The organism is Mesorhizobium sp. B3-1-7, assembly GCF_006439385.1.
In the GTDB taxonomy this organism is placed as follows: domain Bacteria; phylum Pseudomonadota; class Alphaproteobacteria; order Rhizobiales; family Rhizobiaceae; genus Mesorhizobium.
Genome location: NZ_VFTL01000007.1, coordinates 44,073 through 62,018 on the forward strand (window position 1 = coordinate 44,073; position 17,946 = coordinate 62,018).

Annotated in this window: 21 protein-coding genes; 11 read left to right on the forward strand and 10 right to left on the reverse strand. The window is 64.4% G+C overall.

What is annotated here, in order from left to right; genetic code table 11:
* Window positions 1-27 precede the first annotated feature (27 nt).
* From trxA to FJ417_RS07750, 3 genes are all read left to right on the forward strand, one after another.
* The gene (gene trxA, locus FJ417_RS07740; protein ID WP_140674250.1) at window positions 28-351 is read left to right on the forward strand and encodes a thioredoxin; all 324 of its coding nucleotides are present in this window, start codon (window positions 28-30) and stop codon (window positions 349-351) included.
* A gap of 131 nt (window positions 352-482) precedes the next feature.
* Window positions 483-764 (forward strand): cupin domain-containing protein, encoded by a 282-nt coding sequence (locus FJ417_RS07745; RefSeq protein WP_027166948.1) that lies wholly within the window; start codon window positions 483-485, stop codon window positions 762-764.
* A 54-nt stretch (window positions 765-818) separates the two neighbouring features.
* Window positions 819-1,583, forward strand: a complete 765-nt coding sequence (locus FJ417_RS07750; RefSeq protein ID WP_140783051.1) for a TSUP family transporter — start codon at window positions 819-821, stop codon at window positions 1,581-1,583.
* 34 nt (window positions 1,584-1,617) lie between these two features.
* On the opposite strand, the gene FJ417_RS07755 is transcribed toward FJ417_RS07750, so the two are convergent.
* The 6 genes from FJ417_RS07755 to FJ417_RS07780 all read right to left on the reverse strand — a co-directional run bounded on the left by FJ417_RS07755 (window position 1,618) and on the right by FJ417_RS07780 (window position 7,322).
* Window positions 1,618-2,037 (reverse strand): VOC family protein, encoded by a 420-nt coding sequence (locus tag FJ417_RS07755; RefSeq protein ID WP_140641778.1) that lies wholly within the window; start codon window positions 2,035-2,037, stop codon window positions 1,618-1,620.
* 51 nt (window positions 2,038-2,088) lie between these two features.
* Window positions 2,089-3,414: a folylpolyglutamate synthase/dihydrofolate synthase family protein gene (locus tag FJ417_RS07760; RefSeq protein WP_140641780.1), complete on the reverse strand. Its 1,326-nt coding sequence runs from the start codon at window positions 3,412-3,414 to the stop codon at window positions 2,089-2,091.
* A 137-nt stretch (window positions 3,415-3,551) separates the two neighbouring features.
* Window positions 3,552-4,478, reverse strand: a complete 927-nt coding sequence (gene accD / locus FJ417_RS07765; protein ID WP_140783052.1) for an acetyl-CoA carboxylase, carboxyltransferase subunit beta — start codon at window positions 4,476-4,478, stop codon at window positions 3,552-3,554.
* Between the two features lie 95 nt (window positions 4,479-4,573).
* A complete protein-coding gene (gene trpA / locus FJ417_RS07770) occupies window positions 4,574-5,413 on the reverse strand; it encodes a tryptophan synthase subunit alpha (RefSeq protein WP_140708513.1) in 840 nt (279 codons plus the stop codon).
* A 2-nt stretch (window positions 5,414-5,415) separates the two neighbouring features.
* Window positions 5,416-6,636, reverse strand: a complete 1,221-nt coding sequence (gene trpB, locus FJ417_RS07775) for a tryptophan synthase subunit beta (RefSeq protein ID WP_140783053.1) — start codon at window positions 6,634-6,636, stop codon at window positions 5,416-5,418.
* A gap of 26 nt (window positions 6,637-6,662) precedes the next feature.
* Window positions 6,663-7,322, reverse strand: a complete 660-nt coding sequence (locus FJ417_RS07780; protein ID WP_140783147.1) for a phosphoribosylanthranilate isomerase — start codon at window positions 7,320-7,322, stop codon at window positions 6,663-6,665.
* A gap of 110 nt (window positions 7,323-7,432) precedes the next feature.
* On the opposite strand from FJ417_RS07780, the gene FJ417_RS07785 reads away from it, so the two are divergent.
* Window positions 7,433-7,648, forward strand: coding sequence for a hypothetical protein (locus FJ417_RS07785; protein ID WP_140783054.1), 216 nt, complete (start codon window positions 7,433-7,435; stop codon window positions 7,646-7,648).
* A 268-nt stretch (window positions 7,649-7,916) separates the two neighbouring features.
* Here the strand turns inward: FJ417_RS07785 and FJ417_RS07790 are convergent, their stop codons facing one another.
* From FJ417_RS07790 to FJ417_RS07805, 4 genes are all read right to left on the reverse strand, one after another.
* A complete protein-coding gene (locus FJ417_RS07790; RefSeq protein ID WP_140641790.1) occupies window positions 7,917-8,675 on the reverse strand; it encodes a M48 family metallopeptidase in 759 nt (252 codons plus the stop codon).
* Between the two features lie 120 nt (window positions 8,676-8,795).
* A complete protein-coding gene (locus FJ417_RS07795; protein WP_140658714.1) occupies window positions 8,796-9,275 on the reverse strand; it encodes a DUF2852 domain-containing protein in 480 nt (159 codons plus the stop codon).
* A gap of 116 nt (window positions 9,276-9,391) precedes the next feature.
* The gene (locus FJ417_RS07800; RefSeq protein ID WP_140783055.1) at window positions 9,392-10,534 is read right to left on the reverse strand and encodes a benzoate/H(+) symporter BenE family transporter; all 1,143 of its coding nucleotides are present in this window, start codon (window positions 10,532-10,534) and stop codon (window positions 9,392-9,394) included.
* On the reverse strand, window positions 10,534-11,307 hold the full coding sequence (locus FJ417_RS07805) for an alpha/beta hydrolase (protein ID WP_140783056.1): 774 nt from the start codon (window positions 11,305-11,307) through the stop codon (window positions 10,534-10,536). The genes FJ417_RS07800 and FJ417_RS07805 overlap by 1 nt, the downstream gene beginning before the upstream one ends.
* A 214-nt stretch (window positions 11,308-11,521) precedes the next feature.
* Between FJ417_RS07805 and infC the strand changes: the two genes are divergently transcribed.
* The 7 genes from infC to pheT all read left to right on the forward strand — a co-directional run bounded on the left by infC (window position 11,522) and on the right by pheT (window position 17,917).
* Entirely contained in the window at window positions 11,522-12,058 is a 537-nt protein-coding gene (gene infC, locus FJ417_RS07810; protein ID WP_095767981.1) for a translation initiation factor IF-3, read from the forward strand.
* 225 nt (window positions 12,059-12,283) lie between these two features.
* The gene (locus tag FJ417_RS07815; protein ID WP_140783057.1) at window positions 12,284-12,931 is read left to right on the forward strand and encodes an isoprenylcysteine carboxylmethyltransferase family protein; all 648 of its coding nucleotides are present in this window, start codon (window positions 12,284-12,286) and stop codon (window positions 12,929-12,931) included.
* Between the two features lie 195 nt (window positions 12,932-13,126).
* Entirely contained in the window at window positions 13,127-13,330 is a 204-nt protein-coding gene (gene rpmI, locus FJ417_RS07820) for a 50S ribosomal protein L35 (protein ID WP_027166935.1), read from the forward strand.
* A gap of 91 nt (window positions 13,331-13,421) precedes the next feature.
* Window positions 13,422-13,823 (forward strand): 50S ribosomal protein L20, encoded by a 402-nt coding sequence (gene rplT, locus FJ417_RS07825; RefSeq protein ID WP_042637600.1) that lies wholly within the window; start codon window positions 13,422-13,424, stop codon window positions 13,821-13,823.
* A 142-nt stretch (window positions 13,824-13,965) separates the two neighbouring features.
* Window positions 13,966-15,063, forward strand: a complete 1,098-nt coding sequence (pheS, locus tag FJ417_RS07830; RefSeq protein WP_140783058.1) for a phenylalanine--tRNA ligase subunit alpha — start codon at window positions 13,966-13,968, stop codon at window positions 15,061-15,063.
* Entirely contained in the window at window positions 15,060-15,512 is a 453-nt protein-coding gene (locus tag FJ417_RS07835) for a GFA family protein (RefSeq protein ID WP_140783059.1), read from the forward strand. The genes pheS and FJ417_RS07835 overlap by 4 nt, the downstream gene beginning before the upstream one ends.
* Complete coding sequence (pheT, locus tag FJ417_RS07840; RefSeq protein ID WP_140783060.1) at window positions 15,509-17,917, forward strand: phenylalanine--tRNA ligase subunit beta; 2,409 nt, start codon at window positions 15,509-15,511, stop codon at window positions 17,915-17,917. Before FJ417_RS07835 ends, pheT begins: the two co-directional genes overlap by 4 nt.
* The last annotated feature ends 29 nt before the right edge of the window (window positions 17,918-17,946 follow it).

Below are 17,946 nucleotides of genomic sequence, written 5' to 3' on the forward strand. Positions count from 1 at the left end.
AACCCGAGTTTTCGAAAGGATTTCAGCATGGCCACCGTCAAGGTCGACACGAGCAATTTCCAGGCCGATGTGCTCAACGCCAAGGAGCCGGTCGTGGTGGATTTCTGGGCGGAATGGTGCGGCCCCTGCAAGATGATCGCCCCGGCGCTGGAAGACATCGCCAAGGAGCTCGGCGCGAAGATCAAGGTCGCCAAGCTCAACATCGACGAGAACCCCGAGCTAGCCGCGCAGTACGGCGTGCGCTCGATCCCGACGCTGATGATCTTCAAGGGTGGCGAAGTGGCCGACATGAAGGTGGGCGCCGCGCCGAAGACCGCGCTGTCGCACTGGATCAACGGCAGCCTCGCCTGAGCCAATCCGAAAGGTTCAAGAACAAGCCCGGCCAATCGCGCCGGGCTTTTCTTTGGCGTCATGGCTCGATGCGCTCTGGCCCTCGCACGCAGGCACGTCATACTCTCTGCTTCAGAAAAAAGGAGAGCGCCATGACCGGAACAGCCAAGGCCACAGTGCACGTCGACAACGAGCGCGTCATCGTCACCGAATACCGCTTCGCGCCCGGCGCCAACACCGGCTGGCACCGCCATGGCCACGACTATGTCGTCGTGCCGCTGATGGACGGCAAGGTGAAGCTGGTGACCAAGGACGGCGAGTCCTTTGCCGAAATGAAGCAAGGCGCGCCCTATTTCCGGCGGGAAGGCGTCGAGCATGACGTCATCAACGCCAATGACGGCGAGTATGCTTTCATCGAGATCGAGCTGAAGTAGGCCGGCCGTGGTTGCCGGCTTGCACGGTTCCATTTCGGCCCCGTGCGGGATGTCGTGACTGTAGCATCTCTCCTCGCCTTTGCCGGTTTTGCGGCGGTGGCCGCATATGTCCAGACCCTGACAGGCTTCGCCTTCGGCCTGGTGATGATGGGCGCGATTACGCTTGTCGGCTTGCTGCCGCTGCCCGACGCAGCCGCAATGGTCGGCATGCTGACCCTGGTCAACGCCACGCAGATGCTGATCCAAGGCGGCTGGCGCGAGATTGCGCGCGGGGAGCTGCGGCTTATCCTGGTGGCAAGCCTGCCTTCGCTGCTCTTGGGGTATGCCCTGTTGGAATGGCTGGCGGACACGCGGGCCGACCTGTTGAAGATCGGACTAGGCCTGGTCATCATGGTGTCCAGCCTGCAACTGGCCATCAGGCCCGCCGGCTTGGCAAAACGGTCGTCGGATGCGAGTTTCGTCGGCTTCGGTGTCGTTTCGGGCCTGATGAGTGGGCTGTTTGCGACCGGCGGCCCACCGCTCGTTTATCATCTCTTTCGCCAGCCAATGGCGCACATACGTGTCCGTGAAACGCTCGTCACCGCCTTCGGCGCCGCGCAGGTGGTCCGGCTTATCCTGGTGATGGCAAGCGGCAACCTCCCGACCATGTCGCCAGTCGCGCTCGTCCTCGCCATACCGGCCGTAATGCTGATGACCTATGCCGCGCGCCGCTGGCCACCGTCATTGTCGCAAGGGATGATGCGAAAGATCGTCTTTGTTCTGCTTTTCCTGTCAGGGCTCTCGCTGGCGCTGCCCGCCGCGATGCATCTTGCCGTCTAAGTTCAATTGCTCACGCCGGCGACGCATAGCTCCATCACCAGTCGGCGATGCGGTCGCCGCCAGCGAATTGCGCGCTCTTGGCGGTGTATTCGAACAGCTCGATCTTCACGCCGTTGGGATCGGCGATCCAGGCCTGGAACGTGTCGTCGCAGGCAAGCTTCTTTGGCGTCACCGCGACGCCTTTCGACCGGATGTGAACGATCGCCGCATCGATGTCTTCCACCTCAAGGCAGAAGTGGTTGATCTGGTTTGCGTCGCTGTAGCTGGCTTCACTTTTCTCGAACACCTCGACGTGGCTGCGGCCACTGCAATCGAGGTAGAAGCCGAAGATCTTGCCGTCACGCAGGAAATTGAACCGCGTGTCCATGCCGAGCACGTCACGATAGAAGCGGCGCGTCTCCTCCAAGTCATGCGCGAAGATGCAGACATGGGCAAGCTGCTTCACCTTGATCATGGCCGGTTCCTTTCGACCCCCGCCGAAATCCAATGCGCCATGCTGATCGCTTCAGGTCGGCGGCGTGCCGTTCTCGGCCAGCACGGCGCCGGCGAAATAGAGCGAGCCGCCGATCAGGATGCGCGGCGCCGGGCCGTCCCAACTGTCACGCAACAGCATCAGCGCGCTGGCGACGGAGCTGACCGGCTCGGCCGACAGCCCGGCCTCTTCGGCACGCAGGGCCAGCTCGTCATTCGGCACGCCGGCGTCGCTGTTGTTCACCGGCACGGTATAGACATGGCGGGCCAGCCCCTTGAAGGCGCTGAAATAGCCCGTCTGGTCCTTGGTGTTGATCATGCCGGAGATCAGGACCAGCGGCCTCGGGTTCTTTTCCTCCTGCTCGGCCAGCGCCTCGGCGATGACGATGCCGGCGCCTGGATTGTGGCCGCCGTCCAGCCAGATCTCGGCGCCCTTCGGCGCCAGGTCGACGAGCTTGCCCTGCGTCAGCTTCTGCATGCGTGCCGGCCAGGCGACTTGGGTCATCGCCCGCTCGGCGGCGCGGTGGCCGATCTCGAAGCCGGCCGCCTTGACGGCGGCGATCGCCGCCGCGGCGTTGGCGTATTGATGGCGCCCCGGCAGGCGCGGCGAGGGCAGGTCCATCAGCCCGTCCCCGTCCTGATAGACCATACGGCCATTCTCCTCGAAAGCGAGGAAATCCTGGCCATAGACCACGGTCGGGCAATCCAGCCGCTCGGCCGTCTCGATCAGCACCTGAAGCGCGGTGTCGCTTTCCTGGGCGCCAATCACCACCGGGCAGCCGTGCTTCATGATGCCGGCCTTTTCGGCGGCGATCAGCTCGACGCGGTCGCCGAGATAGGCCTCGTGGTCCATCGAGATCGGCATGATCACCGAAACCGCCGGCCGCTTGATGACATTGGTGGCGTCGAAGCGGCCGCCGAGGCCGACCTCGATGATCGCCGCCTCCGCCGGGTGCTCCGAAAACAGGATGAAGGTGACGGCGGTGAGGATCTCGAAGACGGTGATCTTCTGGCCGCCATTGGCCTCGGCGACACGCGCGATGGCCTCGGCGAAGATATCGTCATCGACGAGCTTGCCGCCGCCTTCGTCCGCCAGCCGGTAGCGTTCGTGCCAGTTCACCAGATGCGGCGAGGTGTGGACGTGAACGAGATGGCCGGCCGCCTCCAGCAGCGCGCGCGAGAAGGCGGCGCAGGAGCCCTTGCCGTTGGTGCCGGCGATGTGGATGACCGGCGGCAGCCGGTCCTGCGGATTGCCGAGGCGCTCGAGAAGCCGCGTGACACGGTCCAGCGAAAGGTCGAAGCCTTTCGGATGCAGCGTCATCAGATGTTCGATTTCGCGTTCGGCGGAAAGCGTTGTCATGATGGAATCCTAGCGCACGGTCCCGAAACCGGGAATCGGTTTCAGAACGGCCATGCGCAAATCAGAGGCTACAGCACGCAACGGGCGGCGCAAATCGCGGTTCGCGGCGAGCGATGTCGCGTCAGGCCGATATCGCGTCAGGCTTGCGGCCGCGCCTCGGCATTGACTACCGCCGGCGGCAGGATCTCCGGCGCCAGCGGCTTCTCGGCCTCCGGCATCTTGAGCAGCATCATCAACAGCCGGGAAATGGTCTGGCGCATCTCGAGGCGCGAGACAACCATGTCGACCATGCCGTGCTCCATCAGATATTCGGCGCGCTGGAACCCATCGGGCAGCTTTTCGCGGATGGTCTGCTCGATGACGCGCGGGCCGGCAAAGCCGATCAGCGCGCCCGGTTCGGCGATCTGGACGTCGCCCAGCATGGCGTAGGAGGCGGTGACGCCGCCGGTGGTCGGGTTGGTCAGCACGACGATATAGGGCAGGCCGGCTTCCTTCAGCCGGTCGACGCCGACCGTTGTGCGCGGCAATTGCATGAGCGACAGGATGCCTTCCTGCATGCGGGCGCCGCCGGAGGCGGCGAACAGGATCAGCGGCCGTTTGCGCTGCAGCGCGACCTCGAAGGCATGCACGATGGCCTCGCCGGCGGCCATGCCGAGCGAGCCGCCCATGAAGGCGAAATCCTGCACGGTGACGATGACCGGCAGGCCGTCGATGGTGCCGGCGCCGTTGAGGATCGCGTCTTCGAGGCTGGTCTTGGCCTTCGCCTCCTTCAGGCGATCGGTGTAGCGCTTCTCGTCGCGGAACTTCAGCGGATCGAGAACGACCTTGGGGTTTTCCAGCACCTCGTATTTGCCGTCGTCGAAGAAGTATTTCAGCCGCTCCTTGGCCGAGATCTTCATGTGATGGCCCGAAGCCGGGATGACGAACTGGTTGGATTCGAGATCCTTGTGGAAGATCATCTCGCCGGTCTCGGGATCCTTGATCCAGAGGTTTTCCGGCATGTCGGTGCGTCGGCCGAGCATCGAATTGATCTTCGGGCGGACGTAATTGGTGATCCAGTTCATGGCTTCGGCTCCTGTCCTGGAAAGAACTTCAAGCTATTCCAGGAAAAGTCTGTGGCGGTTTTCCGGCCGGAATTGCTCAAGAACAAATAGTCAGGCTATTCGGCGGCGGCAAGGCGGGCCGAGCGGACGCCCTGGGCAAGGCCGCTGACCAAAGTGGCGACGGCCTCGGCCGGATCGGCGGTCTTCTCGCCCTTCGGTCCAAGCACATTGGCTATCGCGTTGACGATCGCCGTACCGACGACGACGCCATCAGCCGAGGCGCCGATGACACGCGCCTGCTCGGCGGTCTTGACGCCGAAGCCGACGCAGACCGGCAGCGCCGTATGGCCCTTGATGCGGGTGACAGCCGCCGAGACCTTGCCGGTGTCGGCCAAGGCCGAGCCCGTGATGCCCGTCATCGAGACGTAATAGACGAAGCCGGAGGTGTTTTCCAAAACCTTGGGCAGGCGCTTGTCGTCGGTGGTCGGGGTCGCCAGCCGGATGAAGTTGACGCCGGCTTTCAGCGCCGGAATGCAAAGCTCCTCATCCATCTCCGGCGGCAGGTCGACGACGATCAGGCCGTCGATGCCGCTCGCCTTGGCATCCGCGAGGAAGCGGTCGACGCCATAGATGTAGATCGGATTGTAGTAGCCCATCAGCACGATCGGCGTCTCGTCGTCGCCGGCGCGGAACTCGGACGCCAGCTTCAGCGTCTTGGCCAGCGTCTGGCCGCCCTTCAGCGCTCGAAGACCCGCCGCCTGGATCGCCGGGCCATCGGCCATCGGATCGGAGAAGGGCATGCCGAGCTCGATGACGTCGCTGCCGGCGCCCGGCAGCGCCTTCATGATGGCCAAGGCGGTATCGTAGTCCGGGTCGCCGCCCATGAAATAGGTGACCAAAGCCGGGCGGCCTTCGGCTTTGAGCTTGGCCATGCGGCGGTCGATGCGGGTGGTCATTGTCAGATCTCCATGCCCAGCATGTTCGCCACCGTGTGCACGTCCTTGTCGCCGCGGCCGGACAAATTGACGATGACGATCTGGTCCTTGTCCATCTTGGGCACGATCTTCATCGCGTGCGCGATGGCATGCGCCGATTCCAGCGCCGGGATGATGCCTTCGACCCGGGTGGTGAGCTGGAAGGCTTCCAGCGCCTCGTCGTCGAGGATCGGCTCATACTGGACGCGGCCGGAATCGCGCAGCCAGGAATGCTCGGGGCCGACGCCCGGATAGTCGAGGCCGGCCGAGATCGAGTGGCCGTCGAGGATCTGGCCGTCCGAATTCTGCAACAGATAGGTGCGGTTGCCATGCAGCACGCCTGGCTTGCCGGCATTCATCGAGGCGCAGTGCTCGATGCCGTCGAGACCGCGCCCGCCGGCTTCGATGCCGATGATGCGGACATCCTTATCGTCGAGGAAGGGATGGAACAGGCCGATGGCGTTGGAGCCGCCGCCGACGGCGGCGATGATGACATCGGGCAGCCGGCCTTCCTGCTCCAGCATCTGGGCGCGGGCTTCCGTGCCGATCACCGACTGGAAGTCGCGCACCAGCTCCGGATAGGGATGCGGGCCGGCGGCGGTGCCGATCAGGTAATAGGTGTCCTCGACATTGGTGACCCAGTCGCGCAGCGCCTCGTTCATGGCGTCCTTCAGCGTGCCGTGGCCGGCGGTGACCGGCCGCACCTCGGCGCCAAGCAGCTTCATGCGGAAGACGTTGGGGCTCTGGCGGGCGACGTCAGTGGCGCCCATGTAGACGACGCACGGATAGCCGAAGCGCGCGGCGACGGTTGCCGAAGCCACGCCGTGCTGGCCCGCACCCGTCTCGGCGATGATGCGTTTCTTACCCATGCGCTTGGCGAGCAGGATCTGGCCGAGGCAGTTGTTGATCTTGTGCGAGCCGGTGTGGTTGAGGTCCTCGCGCTTGAAATAGACCTTGGCGCCGCCGAGATGCTTCGTCAGCCCTTCGGCGAAATAGAGCTTTGATGGTCGCCCGGCATAATGGGTCGACAGGTTCTGCAATTCGGCCTTGAACTCTGGATCGTTCTTGACCTCGTTCCAGTTCCTTTCCAGATCGAGGATCAGCGGCATCAGCGTTTCGGCGACGAAACGACCGCCGAAAATGCCGAACATGCCCTGCTCGTCGGGGCCGGTGCGGAAGGAATTGGGCATTGTCGGCTTGTTCATCGCCGATCTCCTGATTTTGGTTGTGCTCAGGCGGCGCGGTCGTCGCGCGCGGCCCTGACGGCCCGGAAAAACTGCTCGATCAGCGCCGGATCCTTGACGCCAGGAGCGCTTTCCACGCCGGACGAAACGTCTATTCCGGGCGGGTTGGCCTGTCTCAGGGCATCGCCGATATTGGCGGCGTTGAGCCCACCGGAAAGCATGTAATCGACGCCGGCGTCAAGGCCGGCAAGGATGCGCCAGTCGAAGGCGACGCCGTTGCCGCCCGGCAGTTGCGATCCCTTCGGCGGCTTGGAGTCCAGAAGGAAGCGGTCGGCGACGCCGACAAAGGGTTTTACCCGCGCCAGATCCGCCGCCTCGCTGACCGACAGCGCCTTCATGACCGGGAGGCCATAGCGGGCCTTGAGCTCCGCCACGCGCTCGGGCGTTTCCGAACCATGCAGCTGCAGCATGTCCGGCTGCATCTTGGCGACGATCTCGTCGAGGAAGGCATCGTCGGCATCGACGGTGACGGCAACCGCCTTGGCCTTGCCGCGCGCCGCTTCGCGCAGGCGCCCGGCCTCGGCGGGCTCGACATAGCGCGGGCTCTTGGCGAAGAAAATAAAGCCGACATGGCTGGCGCCGCCGGCAAGCGCGGCGGTCATCGCGGCGTCGGTCTTCAATCCGCAGATCTTGATGTCGAGCGTCATGGCGCGGGATTGGCACGAAACGGCCAAAGAGTCGAGAAAAAGCATGCTGTTGCCGGTTCTGCGGAAAACACTACGTTGATATAGGAACCACAGGCGGGAGAACGATAAGCATGGCCGACCGGACCGTCGCCGAACTCAAGCAGAAGATCGCGCAGGCGCGCGAGGTGATCGCGCATCTGATGGACAAGGCCGCCTATAACGGCGCCGAGGCGCACCGGGCGCTGGAGTATTTCGGCAGCGATGCGTTCGATCGGAATTTCCTGCCCTGGCCGCATTCCGAGGAAGGACTGCGGCCGGAGGAGCTGAATGCGGCGAATGACGATTGAGCGATCAACGCCGGCGTGGGTATAAGCGCAAAATAGCAGGAGGTCGGCGGGACAGCGCCCCCCTCTGTCCTGCCGGACATCTCCCCCACAAGGGGGGAGATCAGACGTCACGCCGGCTTTCGCCAATCACCAGCGCGGCAGGAAGAGCGGGGCGCCGAAGCTGCCAATCTCCCCCCTTGTGGGGGAGATGCCCGGCAGGGCAGAGGGGGGCGCGAAGGAACTCGGCGTCTAGATGTTGCGCGCGCATCCGCGCGCAACATCAGAGTAGCTACTCGAACACAATCGCCTGCAACGCCCCACCATTCCGCTTCAGCCAATCCTTGCAGCGGTCGGTGTCGGGGCAGAGCTTCTCGCACAGTTTCCAGAATTTCGGGCCGTGGTTCATCTCTTTCAGATGCGCCACCTCATGCGCCACCAGGTAGTTTATCACCGCCGGCGGCGCCATCATGATGCGCCACGAGAAGGAGAGATTGCCCTCCGAGGTGCATGACCCCCAGCGGCTGGAGGTATCCTTATACCTTATCGCCTTGGCGCGCTTGCCGATCGCCTCGGTGTGCTTCACCACCAGCTTCTCGATCTCCTTCTTGGCCTCGCGCTTGAGGTAATCGGCGATGCGGCGCGGCAGGTGGATGCGCTCGCCATGGACGATCAGGAGCGGGCCGCGCTCGTCGCGCGCGACGGTGACGGTGCCGCGCCTCGAAGACTCATGCACGATACGGTGCGGCACGCCGCGGATCGGGATCCTGATGCCCGGGCGCACCTGCGGCCTCGTCGGCACCTTGGCCAGCCGCTGTTCCAGCCAGTCCTGATGGCGGTCGAGGAATTTCTCCACCTCGCCCCGGCGCAGGCCCGGCGGCACGGTGACGCGCAGGCCCTGGCCGCCCGAATCGATGCGCAGCGTGAGCCGCCGGGCCCTGGCGCTTTCGACGATTTTCAGCGGCAGCGTGCGGCCGGCGACGCAATGTTCGCGCTCCACGACAGGCGTGGGCTTTGGCTTGGTCAGATTGCGAAAGAAGCCGAGGGTCATGGCTGGACGATACGCGATTCGAAAAAAACGGCCAGTGGAGGGAAGGCACATGGAGAACAAAAAAGAAACGGCGCCGCTCGCGCGACGCCGTTTTATCAGCCTAAGACCTGTCGCCGGATCTTAGTCGTCGAGCAGGGTCGTGCCCTTGCCGCGCTTGGGAGCGGTCTTGTCGGTCGAGCCGGTGGGGGTCGGCGCGGTCGACTTGTTGCGGTTCGCCATGAAGCGGTCGAACTCGTCCTGGTCCTTGGCGCGGCGGAGTTCGCGGACGTAGTCATCGAACTCGGTCAGCATCTCGTCGAGCTTGCGGCGCTCCTCGGCGAGGCGCTCGAGTTCCTTCTCGCGCCAGTCGTCGAAGGCGACGTTGCCGGTGCGGGCCGAGCCGTGGCCCCAGCGGGCCGCCTTGTCGGAACCGCGGCGGCAGCCGGCGAAGATGCCGTCCGTGGCGCGGTTGACGTCGCGCTTGAAGCCTTCCAACCGATCGCCCCAGATGATGTAGGCGAGCATGGCGAAGCCGAGCGGCCAGAACACCATGAAGCCGATGACCATCAGCGCGATGGTGGCCGGCGTCCAGGCCGGACGGATCAATGCACTTGTGTTCATTTTCTCCCAATCCTTCCATTGGAGACAGCCAAACCGGCTGCGTGGAATCGAAATGGGAAGGCGAAATCGGCTATTCAAGGCAAACCCGGCCAAAACCGGCGAAGCACCTGAAATGATTATCGCTTTTTGAGCTTCTCGAGGAAAAGCACTGCCATTCCGGCGACCAGCCCCCAAAATGCGGCGCCGACGCCGAAGAGCGTGAGCCCCGAAGCCGTCACGGCGAAGGTGACGGTGGCCGGCATGCGTTCGGCCTCGTCCTTCAGCGCGATCGACAGCGCGTTGGCCAAGGGCGCCGTCAAGGCGAGCCCCGCGACCAGCACGATCAGGCTTTGCGGCAGGACGGCGAAGATCGCCACGAGCGAGGCGCCGAAGATCGCGAAGATGAGATAGGCGAGCGCGTAGAACGGCCCGGTCTTCCAGCGCTCGGCAGGGTCGGGATGGACATCGGGGCCGGTGCAGATGGCGGCCGAGATCGCCGCAAGATTGGTGGTCGCGGCGCCGAACGGCGCCGAGAGCAGCGAAAACAGACCGGTGACGCCGATCAGAGGACCGGGCTCCGGATGATAGCCCGCGGCGCGCAGCACGGCGAGACCGGAAAGGTTCTGGGATGCCATGGTGACCAGATAGAGCGGCAGGGCAAGGCCGATGATCGCCGAGGCGGTGAATTGCGGCGCAATGAACGTCAATGTCGACAGTTCCGGCGCCGGCAGGCTGCCGACGCGGCCAGTAAGGAAAGCGGCGAGGCCGCCGCCGATCAGCACCACCAGCACCGATAAAGCCGGGTTGAACAGGCGGATGACGAAGAAGGCGGCGATCAAGGGCAGGATCAGCCAAGGGTCGGCTGGAATGGCCTTCACCGCATTGACGGCGAAGCTCACCAGGATGCCGGCCAGCATGCCGGACGCGACCGAGGCCGGGATCTTCGCGATCAGCCGGGTCAGCGGTCCGAACAGGCCGGTGGCGACCAAAAGGATGCCGGTGACGATGAAGGCGCCGACGGCCTGCGGCATGGTAAAACCGATGGAGGCCGCGATCAGCGCCAGGCCGGGCGTCGACCATGCGGTGATCACCGGCATCTTGGTGCGCCAGGATAGCCACAGGCATTCCACGACCATGGCCAGGCAGATCGCCGTCACGCCGCTTGCGGTCTCGATCTGCGTGGCGCCGACCGCCTTGGCGGCGGCGATGACGAGGGCCAGCGTGCCGCCGAAGCCGACGATCGCCGCGACGAAGGCGGATATCGGGATGGAGATGCGCATTATCCCGCGGCTCGCTTGACCATGTCGCCTACGGCTCGCTTGAGCATATCGAGATCCTCGGGGCGGGACAGGCGATGGTCGCCGTCCGGGATCAGCGACAGCGTCACGTCGTCGGCGGGCAGCATCGCGGCCAGCTTCAGCGCATGGCCCGAAGGCACGTCCGGATCGGCCAGGCCCTGCAGGATGTGCACCGGGCAATGGGTGTCGATCGGCCCGGTCATCACCCGGTTGGCGCGGCCATCCTCGATCAGCGCGCGCGTGTAGATATAAGGCTCGTCCGAATAGTCGGACGGCTCGGCGAAGAAGCCTTTTTCCTCGAGATCGCGGCGCTGCGCGTCGGTCAACACCGGCTCGATCAGCTCGATGGTGAAATCAGGCGCCGGGGCGAGCAGAACGAGGCCGGCAATCCTCGTGTCGCCCGCCTTGCGCAGTTCCTGCGCCATGCGCAGCGCGATCCACGCCCCCATCGAGGAGCCGACCAGTATCTGCTTGCCCTGGCTAAACCGGCGAAAGACGGCAAGGCTCTCGGCCAGCCATCTGGAGATCGTGCCGTCGGCGAACGCGCCGCCCGATTCGCCATGGCCGGAATAGTCGTGGCGCAGACAGGCACGGCCGTCGCGAGCGGCCCAGGCGGCAAGCGTCTCCGCCTTCGTGCCCAGCATGTCGGACTTGTAGCCGCCGAGCCAGACCACGCCGGGCGCAGCGCCAGGCGCCTGCCTGACGGCGATGTCCGACCCGTCCACATCGATGAAAACCGGAGCGCTGGCGGCCATGAGCTTGTCCTCTCGGCCGGTCTTTTGGCACAGGCGGTGGTTCAACGAAAAGTGCTCGCGGCATTTCTTTGCTTGGTGCAGACAATTGCCAGGCGGCAGGTGATTTTCCGGCGGGGCTATGCTATTGACTCACGCCCCGCGCTCACCACATAGGCGCGTCCACCTATTTTTTGTCTAAAGAACCCAGAACGAAACGGCCGAGGAGACCACGACCATTCGCAGACCTTTCAAAGCAGCGGCACCCACCAAGGACGGGCCGCGCTCCAACCGAGACATCCGGGTGCCCCGGGTCCAGCTTATCGACGCCGACGGCCAGAACCGAGGCGATGTTTCCATCAACGACGCATTGCTGCTGGCTGAAGAGGCCGGGCTCGATCTGGTCGAGATATCGCCCAACGCGGTACCGCCGGTCGTCAAGATCCTCGATCTCGGCAAGCTGAAATACGCCAACCAGAAGAAGGCGGCCGAAGCGCGCAAGAACCAGAAGGTCATCGAGATCAAGGAGATCAAGATGCGCCCGAACATCGACAGCCATGACTACGAGACCAAGATGAAGGCCGTGCGGCGCTTCTTCGAGGAAGGCGACAAGGTCAAGCTGACGCTGCGCTTCCGGGGCCGCGAGATGGCGCATATGGAACTCGGCATGCAGCTTCTGAACAAGGTGCGCGAGGAAGTTGCGACGATCGCCAAGGTCGAGGCGGAGCCGAAGCTCGAAGGCCGCCAGATGATGATGGTGCTGGCGCCGCGCTGACCGGGAAAGGCGCGGCCGTCAAAGCGTCTATCACGGTTTCGAGAGTTGCCGGGCTCTTCGTATCCCGCTCTAAAATCCGCCCGAATTGCCGGGCACGGCGTCCCGGCGATCGGCGGGGCGCCTGTTTTCAGCCCGATCGCCGGCTACCTCGACGATCGCTTCGCGATCGCGAACAAATCGACGATCGGGTTTCCCGATCGCGAGCAAAATGCGATCGGATGGGTCATGGTCGACGAAGTGAAGGTCCCGGCCGACAACCAGAATGAAGGGTTGGGCGGCTATCAGCACATGCGCCGGATCGTGCTGGCGGTGCTGATCGTGGTGCTGTTCTGCGCATTGCTGTTCGGCCAATCGAGCTTTCCGCCCGAGACCTCGATGCACGAGTCGATCGAGATGTTCGGCGTGCTTCTGATCTTCCTCGGCATCGTCGGACGGCTGTGGTCGACGCTCTATATCGGCGGGCGCAAGTCGGCCGAAGTGGTCACCGGCGGGCCTTATTCGATCACCCGCAACCCGCTCTACCTGTTTTCGACGGTCGCTGCCGCCGGCGTCGGCGCGCAGATCGGCTCGTTCAGCGGCATCGTCCTGTTTTCGCTGCTCTGCGCCGGCGCCTTCCACATCGTCATCCTGCGCGAGGAGCGGTATCTCAAGGAAGTGCTCGGCGAGTCCTACCAGGCCTATCTCGCCAGGGTGCCGCGCTTCTTCCCGAACCTTTCGCTCTATCAGGAAGGCGATACCGGCAGCTTCAAGCCCCGCCTGCTCCTGAACACGCTGCTCGACGGGCTGGTGTTCCTGGTGGCGCTGCCGGCCTTCGAACTGATCGACGGCATGCAGCAGTCGGGGATGCTGCCGGTGTGGTTCACGCTGCCGTAGGAACGGCGCGCAGCCAGGACAGCGCGTCGCATGGCTTGAGGTGTTGCGTACAGGCCGTCTTTGATCTATAGGACCGCCGTTCCAAGAAAACCGCCCGGCAGGGCATGCCGTGGCGGTTTCATTTGCTTTTCGGGCTTTGGTCGGCCCGAAGCGAAAAAGAAGCGCGATGGTGCGCCACCAATACGGAGTAGCAAAATGCCCAAGATGAAGACCAAATCGGCCGCCAAGAAGCGGTTCAAGATTACTGCCACCGGCAAGGTGCTGTCGGCTGCCGCCGGCAAGCGCCACGGCATGATCAAGCGTTCCAACAAGTTCATTCGCGATGCCCGCGGCACGATGGTTCTGGCTGAACCGGACGGCAAGAAGGTCATCAAGAATTTTCTGCCGAACGGCCTCTGAGCATTCGGCCTGGACGCATTTGTTTGACGCAATTCCGAACGGAAAACCGCTAGACACTTTTCCTGGAATTGCTTTTTAAGGAGATCATGACATGGCACGCGTAAAGAGAGGCGTCACCGCCCACGCCAAGCACAAGAAGGTCCTGAAAGCCGCCAAGGGTTTCTACGGCCGCCGCAAGAACACCATCCGCATCGCCAAGCAGGCGGTGGAAAAGTCGCTGCAGTACGCCTACCGCGACCGCAAGAACCGCAAGCGCTCGTTCCGCGCGCTGTGGATCCAGCGCATCAACGCCGCGACGCACGAGCACGGCCTGACCTATGGCCGCTTCATCGACGGCCTCAACAAGGCCGGCATCGAGATCGACCGCAAGGTTCTTTCGGACATGGCCATCCACGAGCCGCAGGCTTTCGCCGCGCTGGTCGCGAAGGCCAAGGTCGCGCTCGAATATCTGAAGAACACCACGCCGAATGCTTTTGAGAGCGCTGTCGCCTAAGCCAGCGCTTCCCAAGCATTTTTAGTACTGATTTGGGGAACCCGCGCTGGCACGGCTGGCGCGGGTTCTTTTTTGCGCCTGACCTGTCACGTTTAAAGTGATTTTCACCTTTAGCGTGATTTCCAACGAAGCGAGTTTGACCGTGAACGACGCAACTACCGGCTTGGATACACTTGAAAATTCCCTTCTAGCCGAAATCGCGGCCGCGGCCGACGAGCCGGCGATTGAGGCGGTGCGCGTCTCGGCGCTGGGCAAGAAGGGCTCGGTCTCCGAAATGCTGAAGACGCTGGGCGCGATGAGCGCGGAAGAGCGCCAGGTGAAGGGCCCGGCGATCAACGGCCTGAAGAACCGCGTCACCGAGGCGCTCGCCGCGCGCAAGGCGGAGCTCAAGGATGTGGCAATCGCCGCCCGGCTCGCTGCCGAGAAGGTCGATGTCACGCTCCCCGTCCGCCAGTCGCCGGCCGAGCGCGGCCGCATCCATCCTATCAGCCAGGTGATCGACGAGATCGCGGCGATCTTCGGCGACCTCGGCTTCGCGATTGCCGAAGGTCCGGATATCGAGACCGATTATTACAATTTCACCGCGCTGAATTTCCCCGAGGGTCATCCGGCGCGCGAAATGCACGACACCTTCTTCTTCCAGCCGGATGAGAAGGGCGAGCGCAAGCTTTTGCGCACGCACACCTCGCCCGTGCAGATCCGCACCATGGAGCGGCAGAGGCCGCCGATCCGCATCGTCATCCCCGGCAAGACCTACCGACAGGATTCCGACGCTACCCACTCGCCGATGTTCCACCAGGTCGAGGGACTGGTGGTCGACAAGACCGCGAACGTCGCCAACATGAAGTGGGTGCTGGAGGAGTTCTGCAAGGCCTTCTTCGAGGTGCCGTCGGTCAAGATGCGCTTCCGCCCGTCCTTCTTCCCATTCACCGAGCCCAGCCTCGAGGTCGACATCCAGTGCGACCGTTCGCGTCCGGGCGAAGTGCGCTTCGGCGAGGGCTCCGACTGGATGGAGATCCTGGGCTGCGGCATGGTCCATCCCAACGTGCTGCGCGCCGGCGGGCTCGATCCCGACGAATATCAGGGCTTTGCCTGGGGCATGGGCATAGACCGCATCGCCATGTTGAAATACGGCATGCCGGACCTGCGCGCCTTCTTCGACGCCGACGTGCGCTGGCTTTCGCATTACGGCTTCAGGCCGCTCGACCTGCCGACGCTGTTCGGGGGATTGTCGACATGACCGCACCCCACACCGGGGGTTGCCGCTGCGGCGCGGTGCGGTTCGAGGCCTCGGCCGAGCCGCACCACATCAGCTATTGCCATTGTGGCGATTGCCGGCGCGCCACGGGCGCGCCGGTGTCGGCCTTTGTCGGCTTCATGGCCGACCAGGTCGCGCTCAACGGCAAATCGCTGAAAAGCTACCGCAACGGTCCGGTGGAGCGCTCGTTCTGCGGCATCTGCGGCTCCCCGATCGCCTATATCGACCAGCGGCTCGACAACCAGATCTATTTCATGCTCGGCGCCATGGACATGCCGGCCTATTTCAAGCCGACGCTGCATGCCTATGTGCGTGAGCAGCTGCCCTTCCTGCACATGCCGGACGATCTGCCCAGACATCTGAAGACCAGCGTGCCCCGCCCCAACCAACAAGGGTCGGACGGGCAAGGACCAAACGGAACAGAACCATGAAATTCACCCTCTCCTGGCTCAAGGACCATCTCGAGACCGACGCCTCTCTGGCCGAAATCGTCGAGCGGCTGACCGCGATCGGCCTCGAAGTCGAGCATGTCGACGACAAGGCCGGCCTGAAGCCCTTCGTCATCGCCAAGGTGCTGACTGCGGTGCAGCATCCCGACGCCGACCGGTTGCGTGTGCTGACCGTCGACACCGGCGACGGCAAGCCGCCGGTGCAGGTCGTGTGCGGCGCGCCCAACGCCCGCGCAGGCCTGATCGGCGCCTTCGCGGCGCCCGGCACCTATGTTCCCGGCATCGACGTGACGCTCTCGGTCGGCAAGATCCGCGGCGTCGAAAGCCACGGCATGATGTGCTCGGAGCGCGAGCTGGAAATCTCCGACGAGCATAACGGCATCATCGATCTGCCGCAGGATGCGCCGGTCGGCACCAGCTTTGCCGCCTACGCGCATCTCGACGATCCGGTGATCGAGATCAACCTTACGCCGAACCGGCCGGACGCGACCAGCGTCTACGGCATCGCGCGCGACCTCGCGGCGAGCGGGCTTGGCCGGCTCACCGGTGGCGGGATCATGCCGCATGCCGGCGATGGCCTGTGCCCGGTCAAGGTCACGATCGAGGCGCCTGAGCTCTGCCCCGGCTTCGCGCTGACGCTGGTGAAGGGCGTCAAGAACGGTCCGTCGCCGAAATGGCTGCAGCAGCGGCTGATCGCCATCGGGCTTCGCCCGATCAGCGCTCTGGTCGACATCACCAACTACGTCACCTTCGACCGCGGCCGGCCGCTGCATGTCTTCGATGCCGCCAAGGTCGCCGGCAACCTCGTGGTGCGGCGCGCCAAGGACGGCGAGAAGGTGCTGGCACTGGACGGGCGCGAATACACGCTGACGCCGGAAATGTGCGTGATCGCCGACGACAATGGCGTGGAATCGATCGCCGGCATCATGGGCGGCGAGCACTCGGGCTGCGACGAGAACACCACCGACGTGCTGATCGAATCGGCGCTCTGGGATCCGATCACCACCGCGCGGACCGGCCGCGCGCTCGGCATCATCAGCGATGCGCGCTACCGCTTCGAGCGCGGCGTCGACCCGGAATTCATGGTGCCGGGCGTGGAGCTCGCGATCAAGCTGGTGCTCGATTTCTGCGGCGGCACGCCTTCTGAAATCGAGGTGGCCGGCTATGCCGGCCACAAGCCGAAGATCGTCTCGTTCCCGCTGTCGGAAGTGAAACGGCTGACCGGCATCGAGGTGCCGAGAGAGGAAGCTCTCGGCATCCTGACCCGGCTCGGCTTCGAGCCGAAAGGACTGAGCGACGTCGTCAAAGTGGAGGTGCCGTCCTGGCGGCCGGATGTCGACGGCAAGGCCGACCTGGTCGAGGAGGTGATGCGCATCCATGGCGTCGACAACATCTTGGCCCAGCCGCTGACCTCGCATGACGCCGTCAACGGCAGGATCCTGACCACGCTGCAGGTGCGCACCCGCGCGGCCAAGCGCGCGCTCGCCGTGCGCGGCATGATGGAGGCCGTCACCTGGTCGTTCATTCCGGCAAAACACGCCGAGCTGTTCGGCGGCGGCCAGACGGGGCTCAAGCTCGCCAACCCGATCGCCGCCGACATGTCCGACATGCGGCCCTCGCTGCTGCCGGGGCTGATCGCGGCCGCGCAGCGCAATGCCGACCGCGGCATCGGCGACGTGGCGCTGTTCGAGGTCTCCGGCACCTATGAAGGCGATGCGCCCGAACAGCAGCGGCGCGTCGCCGCCGGCGTGCGGCGCGGCACCGCCAAGCTCGACGGTTCGGGGCGCAGCTGGGCCGGCAATGCCGGTCCGGTTGGCGTGTTCGACGCCAAGGCGGACGCGATCGCGGCGCTCGAGGCCTGCGGTGCGCCGGTCGACCGGCTGCAGATCGAGCCGGGCGGTCCCGCCTGGTATCATCCCGGACGCTCGGGTACGATCAAGCTCGGCCCCAAGACCGTGCTCGGCACCTTCGGCGAATTCCATCCGAAAACGCTGGACGGGCTGGACGTGTCCGGTCCGCTCTGCGGCTTCGAGGTTTTCGTCGACGCCGTGCCGGAGCCGAAGGCCAAGCCGACGCGCACCAAGCCGAAGCTGGAGCTCTCGCCCTTCCAGGCTGTGAAGCGCGATTTCGCCTTCGTCGTCGACCGGACGGTCGAGGCCGGCACGCTGGTGCGTGCGGCTTTAGCCGCCGACAAGAAGCTGGTCACCGGCGTTTCGGTGTTCGACGTGTTCGAAGGCGCCTCGCTGGGGGCGGCCAAGAAGTCGATCGCCATCGAAGTGTCGATCCAGCCGGTCGAAAAGACGCTGACCGACGAGGATTTCGAGGCGCTGGCAAAGCGCATCGTCGAGAACGTCAACAAGCAGACGGGCGGCGTGCTGCGGACCTAAAGAATTCAGAATTGCGGAGCGATGGCGAA